This is a genomic window from Protofrankia sp. Cj5 (assembly GCF_917627405.1).
Taxonomy (GTDB): Bacteria; Actinomycetota; Actinomycetes; order Frankiales; family Frankiaceae; genus Protofrankia.
The window spans coordinates 54,819-68,235 of record NZ_CAKJTO010000009.1; the positions used below are offsets into that span (position 1 = coordinate 54,819).

At 68.3% G+C, this 13,417-nt stretch carries 9 protein-coding genes; 4 read left to right on the forward strand and 5 right to left on the reverse strand.

The genetic code is table 11. The features are described from left to right. Positions 1 to 11 precede the first annotated feature (11 nt). Together ureG and MJ777_RS04035 are read left to right on the forward strand one after the other, a co-directional pair. Positions 12 to 767, forward strand: a complete 756-nt coding sequence (gene ureG, locus MJ777_RS04030; protein WP_370652636.1) for an urease accessory protein UreG — start codon at positions 12 to 14, stop codon at positions 765 to 767. Positions 768 to 769: 2 nt separating this feature from the next. Beyond that, on the forward strand, positions 770 to 1,747 hold the full coding sequence (locus MJ777_RS04035) for an urease accessory protein UreD (protein WP_239308546.1): 978 nt from the start codon (positions 770 to 772) through the stop codon (positions 1,745 to 1,747). A gap of 24 nt (positions 1,748 to 1,771) precedes the next feature. Here MJ777_RS04035 and MJ777_RS04040 read toward each other — a convergent pair whose 3' ends face one another. Then, positions 1,772 to 2,329, reverse strand: coding sequence for a PaaI family thioesterase (locus MJ777_RS04040; protein WP_239373243.1), 558 nt, complete (start codon positions 2,327 to 2,329; stop codon positions 1,772 to 1,774). 387 nt (positions 2,330 to 2,716) lie between these two features. Here MJ777_RS04040 and MJ777_RS04045 point away from each other — a divergent pair, with 387 nt between their 5' ends. Continuing rightward, positions 2,717 to 3,331, forward strand: a complete 615-nt coding sequence (locus tag MJ777_RS04045) for a TetR/AcrR family transcriptional regulator (protein WP_239308544.1) — start codon at positions 2,717 to 2,719, stop codon at positions 3,329 to 3,331. A 70-nt stretch (positions 3,332 to 3,401) separates the two neighbouring features. Here the strand turns inward: MJ777_RS04045 and hpnH are convergent, their stop codons facing one another. Next, positions 3,402 to 4,406, reverse strand: coding sequence for an adenosyl-hopene transferase HpnH (gene hpnH / locus MJ777_RS04050; RefSeq protein ID WP_239308567.1), 1,005 nt, complete (start codon positions 4,404 to 4,406; stop codon positions 3,402 to 3,404). Between the two features lie 727 nt (positions 4,407 to 5,133). On the opposite strand from hpnH, the gene MJ777_RS04055 reads away from it, so the two are divergent. After that, on the forward strand, positions 5,134 to 7,470 hold the full coding sequence (locus tag MJ777_RS04055; protein ID WP_239373253.1) for an ABC transporter substrate-binding protein: 2,337 nt from the start codon (positions 5,134 to 5,136) through the stop codon (positions 7,468 to 7,470). Between the two features lie 37 nt (positions 7,471 to 7,507). On the opposite strand, the gene MJ777_RS04060 is transcribed toward MJ777_RS04055, so the two are convergent. The 3 genes from MJ777_RS04060 to MJ777_RS04070 form a co-directional block, all read right to left on the reverse strand. Then, positions 7,508 to 9,736 (reverse strand): glycosyltransferase family 39 protein, encoded by a 2,229-nt coding sequence (locus MJ777_RS04060; protein WP_239373255.1) that lies wholly within the window; start codon positions 9,734 to 9,736, stop codon positions 7,508 to 7,510. A gap of 154 nt (positions 9,737 to 9,890) precedes the next feature. Then, complete coding sequence (ispH, locus tag MJ777_RS04065) at positions 9,891 to 11,693, reverse strand: 4-hydroxy-3-methylbut-2-enyl diphosphate reductase (protein ID WP_239373257.1); 1,803 nt, start codon at positions 11,691 to 11,693, stop codon at positions 9,891 to 9,893. After that, a partial coding sequence (locus tag MJ777_RS04070) for a prenyltransferase/squalene oxidase repeat-containing protein (protein ID WP_239373259.1) occupies positions 11,690 to 13,417 on the reverse strand: 1,728 nt, incomplete at its 5' end. The genes ispH and MJ777_RS04070, both read right to left, overlap by 4 nt.

Here is a 13,417-nt window from a genome sequence, read left to right on the forward strand (position 1 = left end):
AAGGTGTAGCGATGCACCGCGAGCATGACCTTCAGACGTTCCCCGCTGGGGGCGGCGCCGCAGCCCGGGCCATAACAACCCACGCGGCGACACCGCGCATGCCGCCGGGCGTGCTCCCAGCCGGCCGGGCGGTCCGCATCGGTATCGGCGGGCCGGTCGGCAGCGGCAAGACCGCGCTGGTCGCGGCCTTGTGCCGGAGCCTCGCCGGCACGCTGCGGCTCGCCGTCGTGACCAACGACATCTACACCACCGAGGACGCCGACTTCCTGCGCGCGGCCGGTGTACTCGACCCGGCACGCATCCGCGCGGTCGAGACCGGATGCTGCCCGCACACCGCCATCCGGGACGACATCACCGCGAACCTCGACGCCGTCGAGGACCTGGAGTCGAACTGCGGCCCGCTCGATATGATTTTTGTTGAAAGCGGTGGAGACAACCTGACGGCAACCTTCAGCTACGGCCTGATCGACCGGCAGATCTTCGTCATCGACGTGGCCGGCGGCGACAAGGTGCCCCGCAAGGGAGGACCTGGGGTAACCAACAGTGATCTGCTCGTCGTCAACAAGACCGACCTCGCCCCGCTGGTGGGCGCGGACCTCGGCGTCATGGCCCGGGATGCCGAACGGATCCGGCACGGACGTCCGGTGCTGTTCACCTCGCTTGCCGTCGAACCAGGAGCGGCACCAGTGACCCAATGGGTGCTGTCACAACGTCCGCTGCCGGGTACCCAGCCGGCGCGGGCTCCCCGGCCCGGGAGCATGGCCTGAACATGCCGCGGCCGGCAGCCAGCATCGACCACGGCGGCCGGGGCCGGGCATCGATCAGCGCGCACGCTGCCGTACGGGTCGATCCGACCGATGACGGCGGGATCCGGGTGAGCGAACTTCGGTCGCAGGTACCGCTGGTGCTGCGCCGCACCGGCACGACTGACAGGCACGGCAGCCATAATGATCCACAGCGTATGCGCCGGCCGACCGTGACCGTCCATCTGGTGAATGCCGCGGCCGGCCCGTTGGCCGGTGACCGGCTGCGGCTCGACATCGCTGTCGGGACCGGAGTGTGCCTGCGGCTTCGCACGGTCGCGGCAACCGTCGCCCTGCCCGGATTCGGCGGGCGCGGCGACCACGGGGAGGGGAACTGCCGCGGTGACAACCAGAGTGACGACCGTTGGCACGACCATGGGGACGACACGGATCGGTCCTCCCTGTTCGATGTCCATGCCGACGTCGGGCCCGGTGCGGCGCTCGTGTATCTGCCCGAGCCGACGGTGGCCGCCCGCGGCTGCCGGCACCGCATGCGGGCGAGCATCCGGCTGGCATCGACCGCCTGCCTGCTGTGGCGGGAGGAGATCGTCCTCGGGCGCTTCGGCGAACCGGCTGGCTCGATCTCCACCGCGCTGCGCGTCGACGTCAGCGACCAGGAACACAACCAGGAACACAACCAGAAGCAGGACCGGGACCAGGGACACGACCGGACGTGGCGGCCGCTGCTGCGCCAGGAACTCACTCTCGGCCCGACCATGCCCGGCCTCGACGGACCGGCTGTTCTCGGTACCGCTCGCGTGGCCGGTTCACTGCTGATCGCCGGACCCGGACCAGCCGGCCTCGCGACCGGCGCAGCCGTCACCGACACCTTCGCCCTGCTCCCGCTGGCCGGGCCGGGAGTCCTGATCAGCGCACTGGCATCGGACGCGGTCACGCTGCGCCAGGCGCTGGAGGCAGGCCGGGCCATGGTCGCCCGCTGGTGAGCGACCGCCCGGCATTCGCGATCATCAGGACGACGGGGGCATGTCCTCCAGCGGGAACACCAGACAGCTGCTGCTCGCGGTGGCGACTGTCCTGCCGTCAGCATCGCGGACGTCCCCTTCGGCGAAGACGACACGGCGGCCGGGCCGCACCACCCAGCCGTGCGCGGTCAGTCGGCTCGGGCGGCCGTCGACCACGTGGATCGGCCGCAGATAGTTGACCTTGATCTCGATAGACACACAACCAAGACCGGCCGGCAGCGATGTATGCACGGAACAACCGGTCACCGTGTCCAGCAGGGTGCAGACAAGACCACCGTGCACCATACCGAGCGGATTGTATGCGGATTCGTCCGGGGTGCAGTGGAAAAGCACGTCTCCCTCGGCGACGGTATCGATCTCGAAGTCGAAATGCATGGCGATCGGCGGGTGCGGCACCGTGCCGTCACGCATCGCCAGGAAAAAGTCGAGGCCACTCATGGTCCGCGCCATCGCGGCAACGATCATCGGATCATGCCAGGTGATTGTCCTGCTGCGCGGCTCGCCCCACTCGACAGCCGGTGGGCGTGGCTCAATCGTGGTCATAGCCATAAGACTATGAGGATCGTCGCGCTCCAGACGACCGGAAGCTCCAGATTGTCCTGATACCATAGGCGCCTTCGAGGGGCCACCGGCGCCGTCGCGGTATCCGGTACCGCGACCCTCATCTGATCGTCAAGAGCGCCCGGCAACAGGGGTGTGGATCAAGGAGCGGAGCTGGGGTGCGTGCATCGCGAGGCGGCGGCGGGAGCCAGCGCAGATGTGGGGTGGCGACTGACGACAACGACGCGAGGTGCGCGCCTCAGCCCCGCGACGCCGCGTCCCCTATTGCCGGTCGCGCTAAATATCTCAGCCAGCTCAACCAGGTACAGTGACGGACATTTCCACCCCCAAACAAGCCCACCAGAAGACTGAGTGCAACATAATCAGCGAATGAGCAGGATCCGCGGGAGCGAGCATCCGGCCGCCACCCGAGAGGTTCTCCTGGCCGCCGCGAGACACCGATTCGGGACCCAGGGGTACGCGGCAACAGGCACCGAAGAGATCGTGGCCGACGCGCGGGTGACGCGCGGAGCGCTTTACCATCACTTCCGAGACAAAGCTGATCTTTTCAGCGCGGTGATGGAACAGGTCGCTCTTGAGGTCGCCGAGCAGCTCGTCACCACCGAGCTCAAGCGCGCTACGGACGAACCGGCCACGGATGCCTGGGAACAGCTGCGAACCGGCTTCCAGTCGTTTCTCGACATCTGCACCGACAGCGATTTTCAACGCATCGTGCTGGTCGACGGCCCGGCGGTGCTCGGTCACGACGCCTGGGACGTCTTGGTCGAGCGCTACGGTTACCGCCTGCTCGCCGAATGGCTGAACAAGGCCATCGACGAAGGACGAATCGACCCGCTGCCGATCGCGCCTCTCACCCGAGTGCTCGCGGCCGTGCTGTCCGAAGCGAGCCTGTTGATCGGCCGAGCCTCCGAACCCGCGACAGCCCGGCGTGAGGCGGGCGAGGTTCTTGACCGGCTGCTGGTCGGCTTGGAAACGAAAAAGTAAAGAGCTGGTCACCATTGGCGACCAGCTCTTCTATACTAACAGACGGTAACGGGATGGGGGGCACAGCGCCTCAGACACTGCGCATGGCGCGCAGGGACTCCTTCAGCGACGACGTGGTGGCGAGGACCGCGGAAGTCTCATAACCACAGTGCGCCATGCAGTTCGCACAGCGGGGGTCCTTACCCCGGCCATAGGCGTCCCAGTCGGTGGTCTCGACCAGCTCCTTGTAGGACGACACATAACCGTCGCTCATCAGATAGCAGGGCTTCTGCCAACCGAACAGCGAGTAGCTCGGGATGCCCCAGGCCGTGCAGGAAAGATCGCGTTTGCCCTCCAGGAAGTCCAGGAAGACCGGCGAGTGGTTCAGCCGCCACTTCTCGCGCCGACCGTCACCGAAGACCTTGGAGAACAGCTCGCGGGTCTGCGAGACGCCAAGGAAGTGCTCCTGGTCGGGCGCCTTCTCGTAGGCGTAGGCGGGCGAGAGCTGGATCTGGTCGACCTTGACCTCGTCGTTGAGGTAGGACAGGACGTCGATCACGTCCTGTGGGCTGTCGTTGTTGAAGAAGGTGGAGTTGGTGCCCACCCGGAAGCCCGCGGCCTTGGCCGCGGCGATCGCCTCGATCGCCTCGTCGAAGGTGCCCGCCTTCTCCACGACCGCGTCGTGCCGCTCCCGCAGCCCGTCGATGTGGACGATGAAGGTGAAGTAGGGCGACGGTGTGAATTTCGCCATCTTCTTGCGGAGCAACAGCCCGTTGGTGCACAGCAGGACAAACTTCTTGCGAGCGATGAGCCGGCGGACGATCTCGTCGAGTTGCGGGTGCATCAGCGGCTCACCACCGGCGATCGCGACCACCGGCGCGCCACACTCCTCCACCGCGGCCATGGCGTCCTCGACGCTCATCCGCTGCTTGAGCACGGACGCCGGGTGCTGAATCTTGCCGCATCCGGTGCATGACAGATTGCAGGCAAACAACGGCTCGAGTTCGAGAACAAGCGGAAAGTGCTTACGACGCAGCACTTTCTGCTTGGCCAGGTACATCCCGATCCGCAACGAGTACCGCCACTCCACCGCCATGGCAATACCGCCCTTCGGCGTCGACATCGTGCGGCCGGACGACCGCTCCACCTCGAGAACATACAGGGTGTACGTACAGCTTGTATGTTCATCGAGAACGTTGAATCGGCCACTTCTCCCGGGCCGCTCCACCGGCCCCGGGCCACATCTGGCATCCGTCACCGCAGGTCAACCGCATAGTCAGGGTTTTTGACCAGAAATTCGGACGAACGCGTGTCGGAAACCCGACAGCGGCCGAATCATGATCGGCAGTGGATACCGACGACGGACGGCAGGTCCAGCGGCCCAGCCAGAACCGGTCCACGGCGGACGGCCCGCGGACCGGGCGGCCATCGCACGGCAGGCGCCTGGGCCGTGTTCGGTGGCCGGTCGGTGCCGTGCGTCCGCTGTGTGGCCGGTGTTGGACGAACGTCACACCGGCCCCGATAAACTGGACATCGGCCCCCGGCACCCATCCCGGCACCGGCTGCTCGGACTTCAAAAGCGATCCGGGCGTGACGCACACCATTCCCGGGGGGTCCAGGTTCGCCAAATCCGTGACATCGAGCCCGGATGACCGGCCCGGCCGCAATCCAAGCGGTGATTGTGTGTAGACCTGACCGGTGAGTCCCGAACCAGCCAACCAATGGCTGTCCCCGGCTGCGCCTAACATCGGCGAAAAAGACAGTGGGCAACAGCGCGGGGGCCACCTGGGGCTGGGCACGCGTTGCAGGGTGAAGGCGGACGTATGACGCGAGGCGGGCACACGGTCACGCACCTGATCGGCGGGCGGTTCCGGCTGGTCGAACAGCTTGGCTCAGGCGGGATGGGGACGGTCTGGCGGGCCGTCGACACCGACGCCGGTGTCGAGCGTGCCCTCAAAGAGATCCGTATTCCTGACAACCTCTCGACCCACGATCGCGAACTGCTGATCGAACGTGCTCGCCGCGAAGCGCGTAACGCCGCGCGGCTCGGTGCTCATCCCCATGTGGTCACCGTGTACGACCTGGTCGAGGACCACGGTGCGCAGTGGATCGTGATGGATCTGGTCCCGGGACGCTCACTGGCGACAGTGATCGCGCAAGACGGCGCGCTGGCTGAACGAGAGGTCGCCCGGATCGGGATCGCCCTGTTGGACGCGCTTGTACACGGGCATCGCAAAGGAGTTCTGCACCGCGACGTCAAACCCTCGAATGTGTTGATCACAGCTGACGGTACCGTCAAACTCGCGGACTTCGGCGTCGCGGCCTACGAAACGGATCATCGGATCACAGCCGCGGGCGGTGTGGTTGGCACTCCCGCCTATATGGCCCCAGAACGCATCCGAGGAGATACAGCCGGTCCCGCAAGCGATCTTTTCTCACTCGCGACCACCCTGCTGCACGCGGCGGAAGGCGTCTCCCCGTTCGGTCGGGACACCACCTTCGCGACCATGCACGCGGTCGTCTACGAAGGGCCGAGCGCACCGGTGCACGCGGCTCGGACCTTTCTGATACTCCGGCCGATTCTGGCCAAAGAACCCGCCGCCCGGCCCACGACGGAGCGGATTCGCCGCCAGCTGCAAGCGCTTCTGTCAGCACCGGCCGCACAACCGGCGGTGGCAGCGACAGCACCGAGCCCCGACGCCTGGCCGACCGCAAGCGCCTTCTACGAAGCACCGACCATGGTCGCTAGTGTTATCGATGGACTGCGCCCGGACGGTACGGACAGCCGGAGCGGCTTCGAGGAGACCGCGGAGCCGGTCGCCGGACAGCCGCCTCCCGTCGATACGACCGCGGACAGCGTCATCGCGGCCGCCGGGATCACACCCGCCGGGATCACAGCCGCCAGGGCCAACGCCAGCGGACGGGATGGCGATGATCTCGACACTGTCGGCCTGGCGGTGCTGGCTCCCGATACGCCGAAACCGCGCCGGCCGCGGCCGCCGCTCGATGTCGACCCGGCCACGATCGAACAACCGGTGTGGGTCGGGCCGGACGCGAGGCGGGCCGTGAACGATGCGGGGAAGACCAAGCGCTCAGCCGGTGCCCGGTTGTCCCGGCGAGGGCTGCTGCTCGCCGCCGTTGCCGCCGCCGGGCTCGGCACCGGCGCCGGATCGGCGGCCTGGGCCGTCCGGCGGATCGGCAGACCGGCCAGCCCCGGAACAGGAACGCTGGATCTCGGTCCGCTGGCGTTGTGGCTCCCGGGAAAGCCCGATGTCGAGTTCGCCGGCTCCTATATCGCCGACCAACGCGGTTATTACCGCCAGGCTGGGTTCACCCACGCGGAGTTCCATGAGGGTGGCCCGCGGGCTCGAGCGATGGCGGCGTCGGTGGCCTCGGGCTCGGCACTCGTCGGTGTGACCACACCGGACGCCCTGGTGAAAGAGATCTCCAACGGCGCACGGCTACGGGTGATCGGCGCGCAGCATCAGAAGTCCCCCTGGGCCATCGTGTCGCCGGCGGACAGACCGATCAGAACGCCACAGGATATGGCCGGGATGCGCATCGGCATGGCGGCAGGCAGCGCTGCCGTCTGGACGTCCTTTCTGGCCACCGCGGGAATCGCGGGGACGGCCATCACCCAGGTCGTCCTGCCCGACTACGTGCGGGCGGTCGCGGACCGCCAGGTCGACGGCATCCTGTCCGTGGTGACCGACGCCCCGGCGGTCCTCGCCCGCCAGGGCGTCGAAACCATGACGTTTCTGCTCGCCGACCACGGCTACCCGCTGGTTTCCAACGTGTACGTGGTGAGTGCGGACGCGGTCACCACGGCGAGAAAGAAAATCAAAGCGTTCCTGGCCGCCGAGGTCCGGGGCTGGAAGGACGACCTGACCGACCCGATGGCCGGCACCCGGCTCGTCACCGATGTCTACGCCCGGTCGGCCGGGCTCGACGTCGGTGAGCAACTGGAGAAGAACAAAAAACTGGGCGCCCTCGTCGAAACCGCGGACACCCGTCGCAACGGCCTGTTCACGATGACTGATGCCCTGATCGCGGCCAATGTCCGCGTGCTGTCAGACAGCGCGGCCGCCCCTGCCGCCAGGCGGATGTTCGACCTGTCGATCATCCGTGAGCTGTACACCGAACAGCCCGATCTGATCTGATCTGATCTGATCGGGCTGTTCGGGCTGTTCGGGCTGGCTACTCCGATCCATCCGATGGCGCCCGGCCGCCCGGCTCGACGGCAATGTTCAGGGCGCCCGTGATCGCGGCCTGTACCCAGCCCTCGCCGTGCTGCCCCGGAACCTGTCGCCAGCCCTGGCCCGGTGTCAGGGCGACCAGTCGGCCGTCCGGATGCCGTGCTACGGGGATGCGGTCCTCCCAGCGCCACGCGCGGGCCATATCTGGACGGTCGCTCGCCACCAGCCCCACGACCAGCTCGTCCGGCAGGTTCACCGCGGCCAGGCTGACATCAGCCCCGGCAGTGCCGGCCGCGCCCGCGGTAGCCGCGCCGGTGAGCGTCCAGGTCACCGCCTGAGACGAGCCAGCGCTGCCGGTAGCGGGCGTGGCGGGCAGCGGGCGGGTCACTGTCCGGTCTCCGACGCGCAGATAGACCGAGGCATAGGGCACGTTCTCAGGGAGTACCGCCGACACCCGGATTTTGATCTTACTCCCGTCAACGGGATGGAGTTCAGCGAACGAGCCCCGCGTGCTCCACGGGTTCTCCGCCTCGATCATCTCGTCGGGACGCAGCCGGTACAGCCGCCGGCCCGGCATCGTCTCAGCGAGCCGCACGTCAGCCGCACCGAGATCGGCCGCATACAGTACATCATCCGACAGTTCCGGATCGTTGCGTAAGAAATGGTAGGGAACCTGTGTGTAGCGACTGGGAGTGGGCGGGGCCACGATGACGACCGCCGGCCCAGCAAGATTTTTCGGGATGAGACCGAGCACCTGCCCGTCGACCGCGTTGACATAACGCTGCACGTTGACCTTGGCTGGTAGCCCGGCCGCGGTCACGGCCGCCAGCGCCAGCCCGCAGCCAGCCGCCATCGCGGTCCGCGCGGTCCGCGCCGGCCGCGGGAGCCGCCCGGGGACGGCCCGCCACAGCCGGCGCGCCCCGCTCGCGGCCAGAATAACCACTGGTGACAGAGCGGTCATGTGGTAGTGAGGGCCGAGGCCGGCGACAAGGCCGGGCAGCGCCATGGCACTGCCCCACCAGAAGAAGTAGGCGGCGAAGACTCCCAGCACGATGACGGCGAGCAGCAGGTGCCCGGCACGCCGTCCCCCCAGCGCGAGGCCTGTGAGGAGGCCGAACCCGGCAAGGACGACGAGCGCGGTCCCACCGAACAACCAGCCGGGCGCCGCGTCCAACGTCGCGCGGAAAGCTTCCCCGGCAAGACGTCTGGTGAAGGCGACCGTTGGTTCGGACGGCAGGATCCGCCGCGCGCCGAAACCGAAGCGGTCCAACGGGTCGGAGGCGGCAAGCGGCAATATCCGCGCCGATCCGGTGACGTATCGGCAGAAAACCATGATTGTAACGATGAACGGTGCCGCTCCGATCGAGACCCATGCCGCGTGGCGCAGCAGAAGCAGGGGCGAACGTGGCCCGCGGGCCAGGAGGAACGGAAAGCAGAGCGTGGTCACCAGCGCGGCGTCGAACGGGCGGGCCGTGGCGGCGAGACCGAGCGCCACGCCCGCGGCCAGCAGCGATGAGCGGGCTCCGGTGCGGGTGCCGCGCAACAGCGCGGCCATCGCGCCCGTCAGAACAGCGGATGTGAACGCATACGCCATCGGCAGCGCCGTGTGTAACAGGGTCAACGGTGACAACGCGAGGAAGAGCGCGGCGGTGAGCGCGGTCGCCACGTCATCGAACAGTTCTCGGGCCAGCCGGTAGGTGGCGGCCACCCAGGCCGTGGCCGCCAGCGCGGGAGCAACAGCCATCGTCCCGAACAGCAGCTGGGACACGGCGAGCATCGCGGGCCAGCCGGGCAGGTACTTGGTGAAGACCCGCCCGTTGTGGACGCCGGTCAGCCATGGGCGGAAGAACGGGTCCACCAGGTTCTGGTCGAGCGTCAGCCGCCCGTGCAGCAGCATCCGGGCCTGGAGCACGTAGGCGGCCTCGTCCGCGTCACCCGAGCCGTGACGGAAAAGCGTCGCCTGGAGCAGCAGGCTCACGGTGAACGAAAACGCGCCGAGAACGAACAGCGCCAAGCCCGGCCTGGACCCGAACACCGGCAGCCGTTGCGCCTGGTCCCGCGGTGACGGCAAGGCCGGCCCCAGCGGCGCGCCGGGAGAGCCCTGCTGATCAAGCCGCTCCCGGCCAGCCCGATCGGCCAGCACACCGATGCCGTGAACCAGCGGCAACTGGGCTATGGGGACCGGATCGGTCGACACCTGGCGCATCGGGTGGACCGTAGCAGGACTCACACCGCATGCTTTTCAGCACACACGCACGTTGCCAATGGTAGCCAGAAGCGGGCGCCGTGTAGTCAATGACATCCGTGGACTACCCAACGCCCGTGCCGGCGGCGTGGACCGCACCGCCAGGTACCACACCGCCGAGTACTCCGTGGGCCGAGTACTACTTAGGCTGGCGGCGCAGCTCCTTGGGCAGATGGAACGAGATCGTCTCGGTACCGACCGAACGGACCGCGACCGTGGTCGGTCCAAGACCCGACAACGCCCTGCTCAGCTCGTCCACAAGAGTGGGAGGCGCGGACGCCCCCGCGGAGATGCCGATGGTGTCGGCACCGACCAACCAGCGCATGTCCACCTCACCGACGTCCCCGACGAGGCGGGCCGGCACCCCTTCACGTTCGGTGACATCGACCAGCCGGCGTGAGTTGGCGCTGTTCTGCGACCCGACCACCAGCACCAGATCGGCCTCGATGGCAACCCGCCGGATGGCGTTCTGCCGGTTCGATGTCGCATAGCAGATGTCCGCCGATCCCGGCCCGACCACGGACGGGAAGCGGTCACGCAGCGCGTCGACCACTTCCTCAGCCTCATCCACCGCGAGCGTGGTCTGCATGAGATAGGTGACCCGTTCGGGGTCCTCGACCTCGAGCCTGGCGACGTCATCGGGTGACTCCACCAATGTGATTTTCCCGGGTGCCTCCCCGAGCGTGCCATCGACCTCCTCATGCCCGGAATGCCCGATAAGCAGGACGGTGTCCCCACGCGCGGTGAACCTGCGAGCTTCCGCGTGGACCTTCTCAACCAGCGGACAGGTGGCGTCGATCACCGACAGGCTGCGATCGCCGGCCTGTTCCCAGACAGCGGGGGCGACTCCGTGCGCGGAGAAGACCACAGTCGCCCCGGCTGGAACCTCATCGAGCTCCTCGACAAAGATCGCACCGCGACGAGCAAGATCAGCTACCACGTGACTGTTGTGGACGATCTGCTTGCGCACGTAGACCGGCGCCCCGTGCATCTCCAGTGCCCGCTCGACCACCTCGATCGCCCGTTCGACGCCGGCACAGAACGCCCTGGGCTCGGCAAGCAGCACCTGACGTGATCCGACAGCCGCTGACCAGCGCCCCAGCACCGGTCCGAGAGTCATCATCGTCCGCAGTCCGGCGATCCCCCGGCGGGCCAGGTCAAAGCGTCCCAACGGCTGTTCGTCGGTGTCGACGATGACGCGGACGATCGCCAGCGGCACCCCGTTCGCCCCCGGCGCGATCTGCGCGGATTCCATGTCCACGGCGATCGCCCCGGTCGCCGCCAGCTCCGCGCGCGCGGTGCCGATCGCCAGCCGGGGCACCGACACGACCGGGCCGACATGGACGGTCAGGCCTGCCCGGCGCAGTTCACCAGCCAGCAGGGGGGCGGACGGGCAGCGCGCGCTCACCGAACCGTCGGAGGTGCGGACCTCGTCGGCCACCACGACGTCCCCCGGCTTGACCCCCGACGCGAGCCCACCGCCGAGACCGACCAGGGCCACCGCATCGGCCCGGGCCTCCCGGATGATCCGGATGGACCGGTTGGCCTGAGCGGGGCCCATTCCGGTCCGGATGAGGATCGTGCCCGCGGGCAGACCGGAGCGGGCCGCGGCCCAGGCCTCCAGCCGCAACGGCGCGGCCACGACCAGCCTCGGCCGGCGCCGGGCCGCCGCGGACAGGGCTGGTGCGCCAGCCTGGCCCAGCTCGGCCCCAGCCGAGGAGGACCCGGTTATCGACGATCTGGCCGTGATTGTCGACGTGGCGACGACCGGCGTGCCAGGGGTCACGGCGTCGGCCGCCTGGACGGCCGGTGCTGCCTGCGGTGCTGGTGATACCTGCGGTGCTGGCGCTGCCTGCGGTGTCCGGGATGCCGGGAGCGCCGACGGCTTGGATGCTTCGGCGGGACCCGCTGTCCGTGATGTGTCCGGTGCCGAGAAAGTCATGATGCGGACCCGCCACTCAGGTATCGGCCGAGCGCGGTCAGCGGGAAGCTCAGCCGATACAGATGGTAGTTGATCGAAAAATCTCCAGGGAACCCGGTGCCCGTGTAGTACGGCTCGTCCCAGGTTCCGTCCGGCCGCTGCGTGTCAACCAGCCAACGCACTCCCCGTTCGACCGCGGGAGCGGCCGGGGCGGCGGCGAGCAGCGCGAGCAGCGCCCACGCCGTCTGCGAAGCGGTTGGCTCACCACGGCCGATCCAGGCGTCATCGGTGTAGGAGCGTAGGTCCTCACCCCAGGCGCCGTCAGGTCTTTGATGCTCGATCAGCCACCGGACGGCCCGAGTGATCGCCGGATGGTCGGCGGACACCCCCGCGGCAATCAGGGCCGGCACGACCGCGCCGGTACCGTAGAGATGGTTGACGCCCCAGCGACCGAACCACGAACCGCCCGCTTCCTGGTTGGCCAGCAACCAGCTCACCGCCCGCTCGGTGATGGGATTGCGGGCCTGGCCGACCTCGACGAGCATTTCCACCATGTGCGCGGTCACATCCGCGGACGGTGGATCGATCACCTCACCGAAGTCGCAGAAGGGCAGCTTCGTAGGAAGCGTCCGGGTGTTGTCAGCGTCGAAGGCCCCCCATGCGCCGTCCGCCGAGCGCATCCCGATCGCCCAGTCCACACCGCGGCGTTCGGCTGCCCGCAGCCGGGCCGCGAGGGTGGGATCCACCGTTTCGATCCCACCGGCCCCAGTACCAGCGGCCTCGATCCCGCCGGTCCCGATCCCGCCGATCCCGCCGATACCGCTGTACGGCTGCAGCAGGCGGCGGATGGCCAGCACGACCTCGGCGGTGTCGTCGACGTCGGGGTACCCGTCGTTGTCGAACTCGAACGCCCAGCCACCGGGGGCCAACGCTGGACGCTTGACCGCCCAGTCGCCGGAAATGGTGACCTCCTCGTCCGCGAGCCAGCGGGCCGCGCGCACCATGGCCGGGTGGTCGGCGGCAAGACCCGCATCACGCAGAGCAACGACGGCGAGCGCGGTGTCCCACACCGGGGACTGGCAGCACTCCAGCCGGCGGACCATCCCCTCCGGCCTCCGCTCCCGGATTGTGTAACGCTCCAGGCCACGCAGCCCGGTCGCGATCACCGGATGGTTCATGGGGTAGCCGAGCATGGTCAGCGCCATGATCGAATAAATCCAGGGCGGCTGGATGCCGCCCCAGCAGCCGTCGGCCTCCTGCCGGGCGATGATCCATTCGGCGGCTCGGCGCATCGCGTGCCGGCGGAGCAGCTTCAGCGGGCGGCGCTCGTACCGGTGCAGCAACGCGTCCATCCGCTGGAACGCGCCCGTCCAGGACCGCAGCGGTGCCAGCGGCCGCGCCGGGAACTCGACCTTGAGCTCGTCGATCCCGAAGCCGAGCGAGCGCTTGGGCCGGAACGTGCCGACGATGGCCAGCGGCACGATCGACTGCCGGGCCCAGCAGCCGAAGTCGTACAGGTTGAGCGGAAACCACGACGGCAGCAGCACGAGCTCGGGCGGCATGACCGGCAGGTCGTCCCAGGACCACTCGCCGAACATCGCCAGCCAGATCCGGGTGAACACCCGGGTGGCGGCGGGTCCGCCGTTCTCCCGGACGTACGCCGCGGCGGCCCGCATGTGCGGGGCATCCGGACTGTCCCCGGCAAGCCGCAGCGCGATGTAGCCCTCAAGGGTCGTGCTGAGGTC

Excerpts from the sequence above, each read along its gene's own strand:
- MJ777_RS04040 (WP_239373243.1), bottom strand. The coding sequence starts at position 2,329 with ATGACCACGATTGAGCCACGCCCACCGGCTGTCGAGTGGGGCGAGCCG.
- hpnH (WP_239308567.1), bottom strand. The coding sequence starts at position 4,406 with ATGGCGGTGGAGTGGCGGTACTCGTTGCGGATCGGGATGTACCTGGCC.
- MJ777_RS04045 (WP_239308544.1), top strand. The coding sequence starts at position 2,717 with ATGAGCAGGATCCGCGGGAGCGAGCATCCGGCCGCCACCCGAGAGGTT.
- MJ777_RS04035 (WP_239308546.1), top strand. The coding sequence starts at position 770 with ATGCCGCGGCCGGCAGCCAGCATCGACCACGGCGGCCGGGGCCGGGCA.
- ispH (WP_239373257.1), bottom strand. The coding sequence starts at position 11,693 with ATGACTTTCTCGGCACCGGACACATCACGGACAGCGGGTCCCGCCGAA.
- ureG (WP_370652636.1), top strand. The coding sequence starts at position 12 with ATGCACCGCGAGCATGACCTTCAGACGTTCCCCGCTGGGGGCGGCGCC.
- MJ777_RS04055 (WP_239373253.1), top strand. The coding sequence starts at position 5,134 with ATGACGCGAGGCGGGCACACGGTCACGCACCTGATCGGCGGGCGGTTC.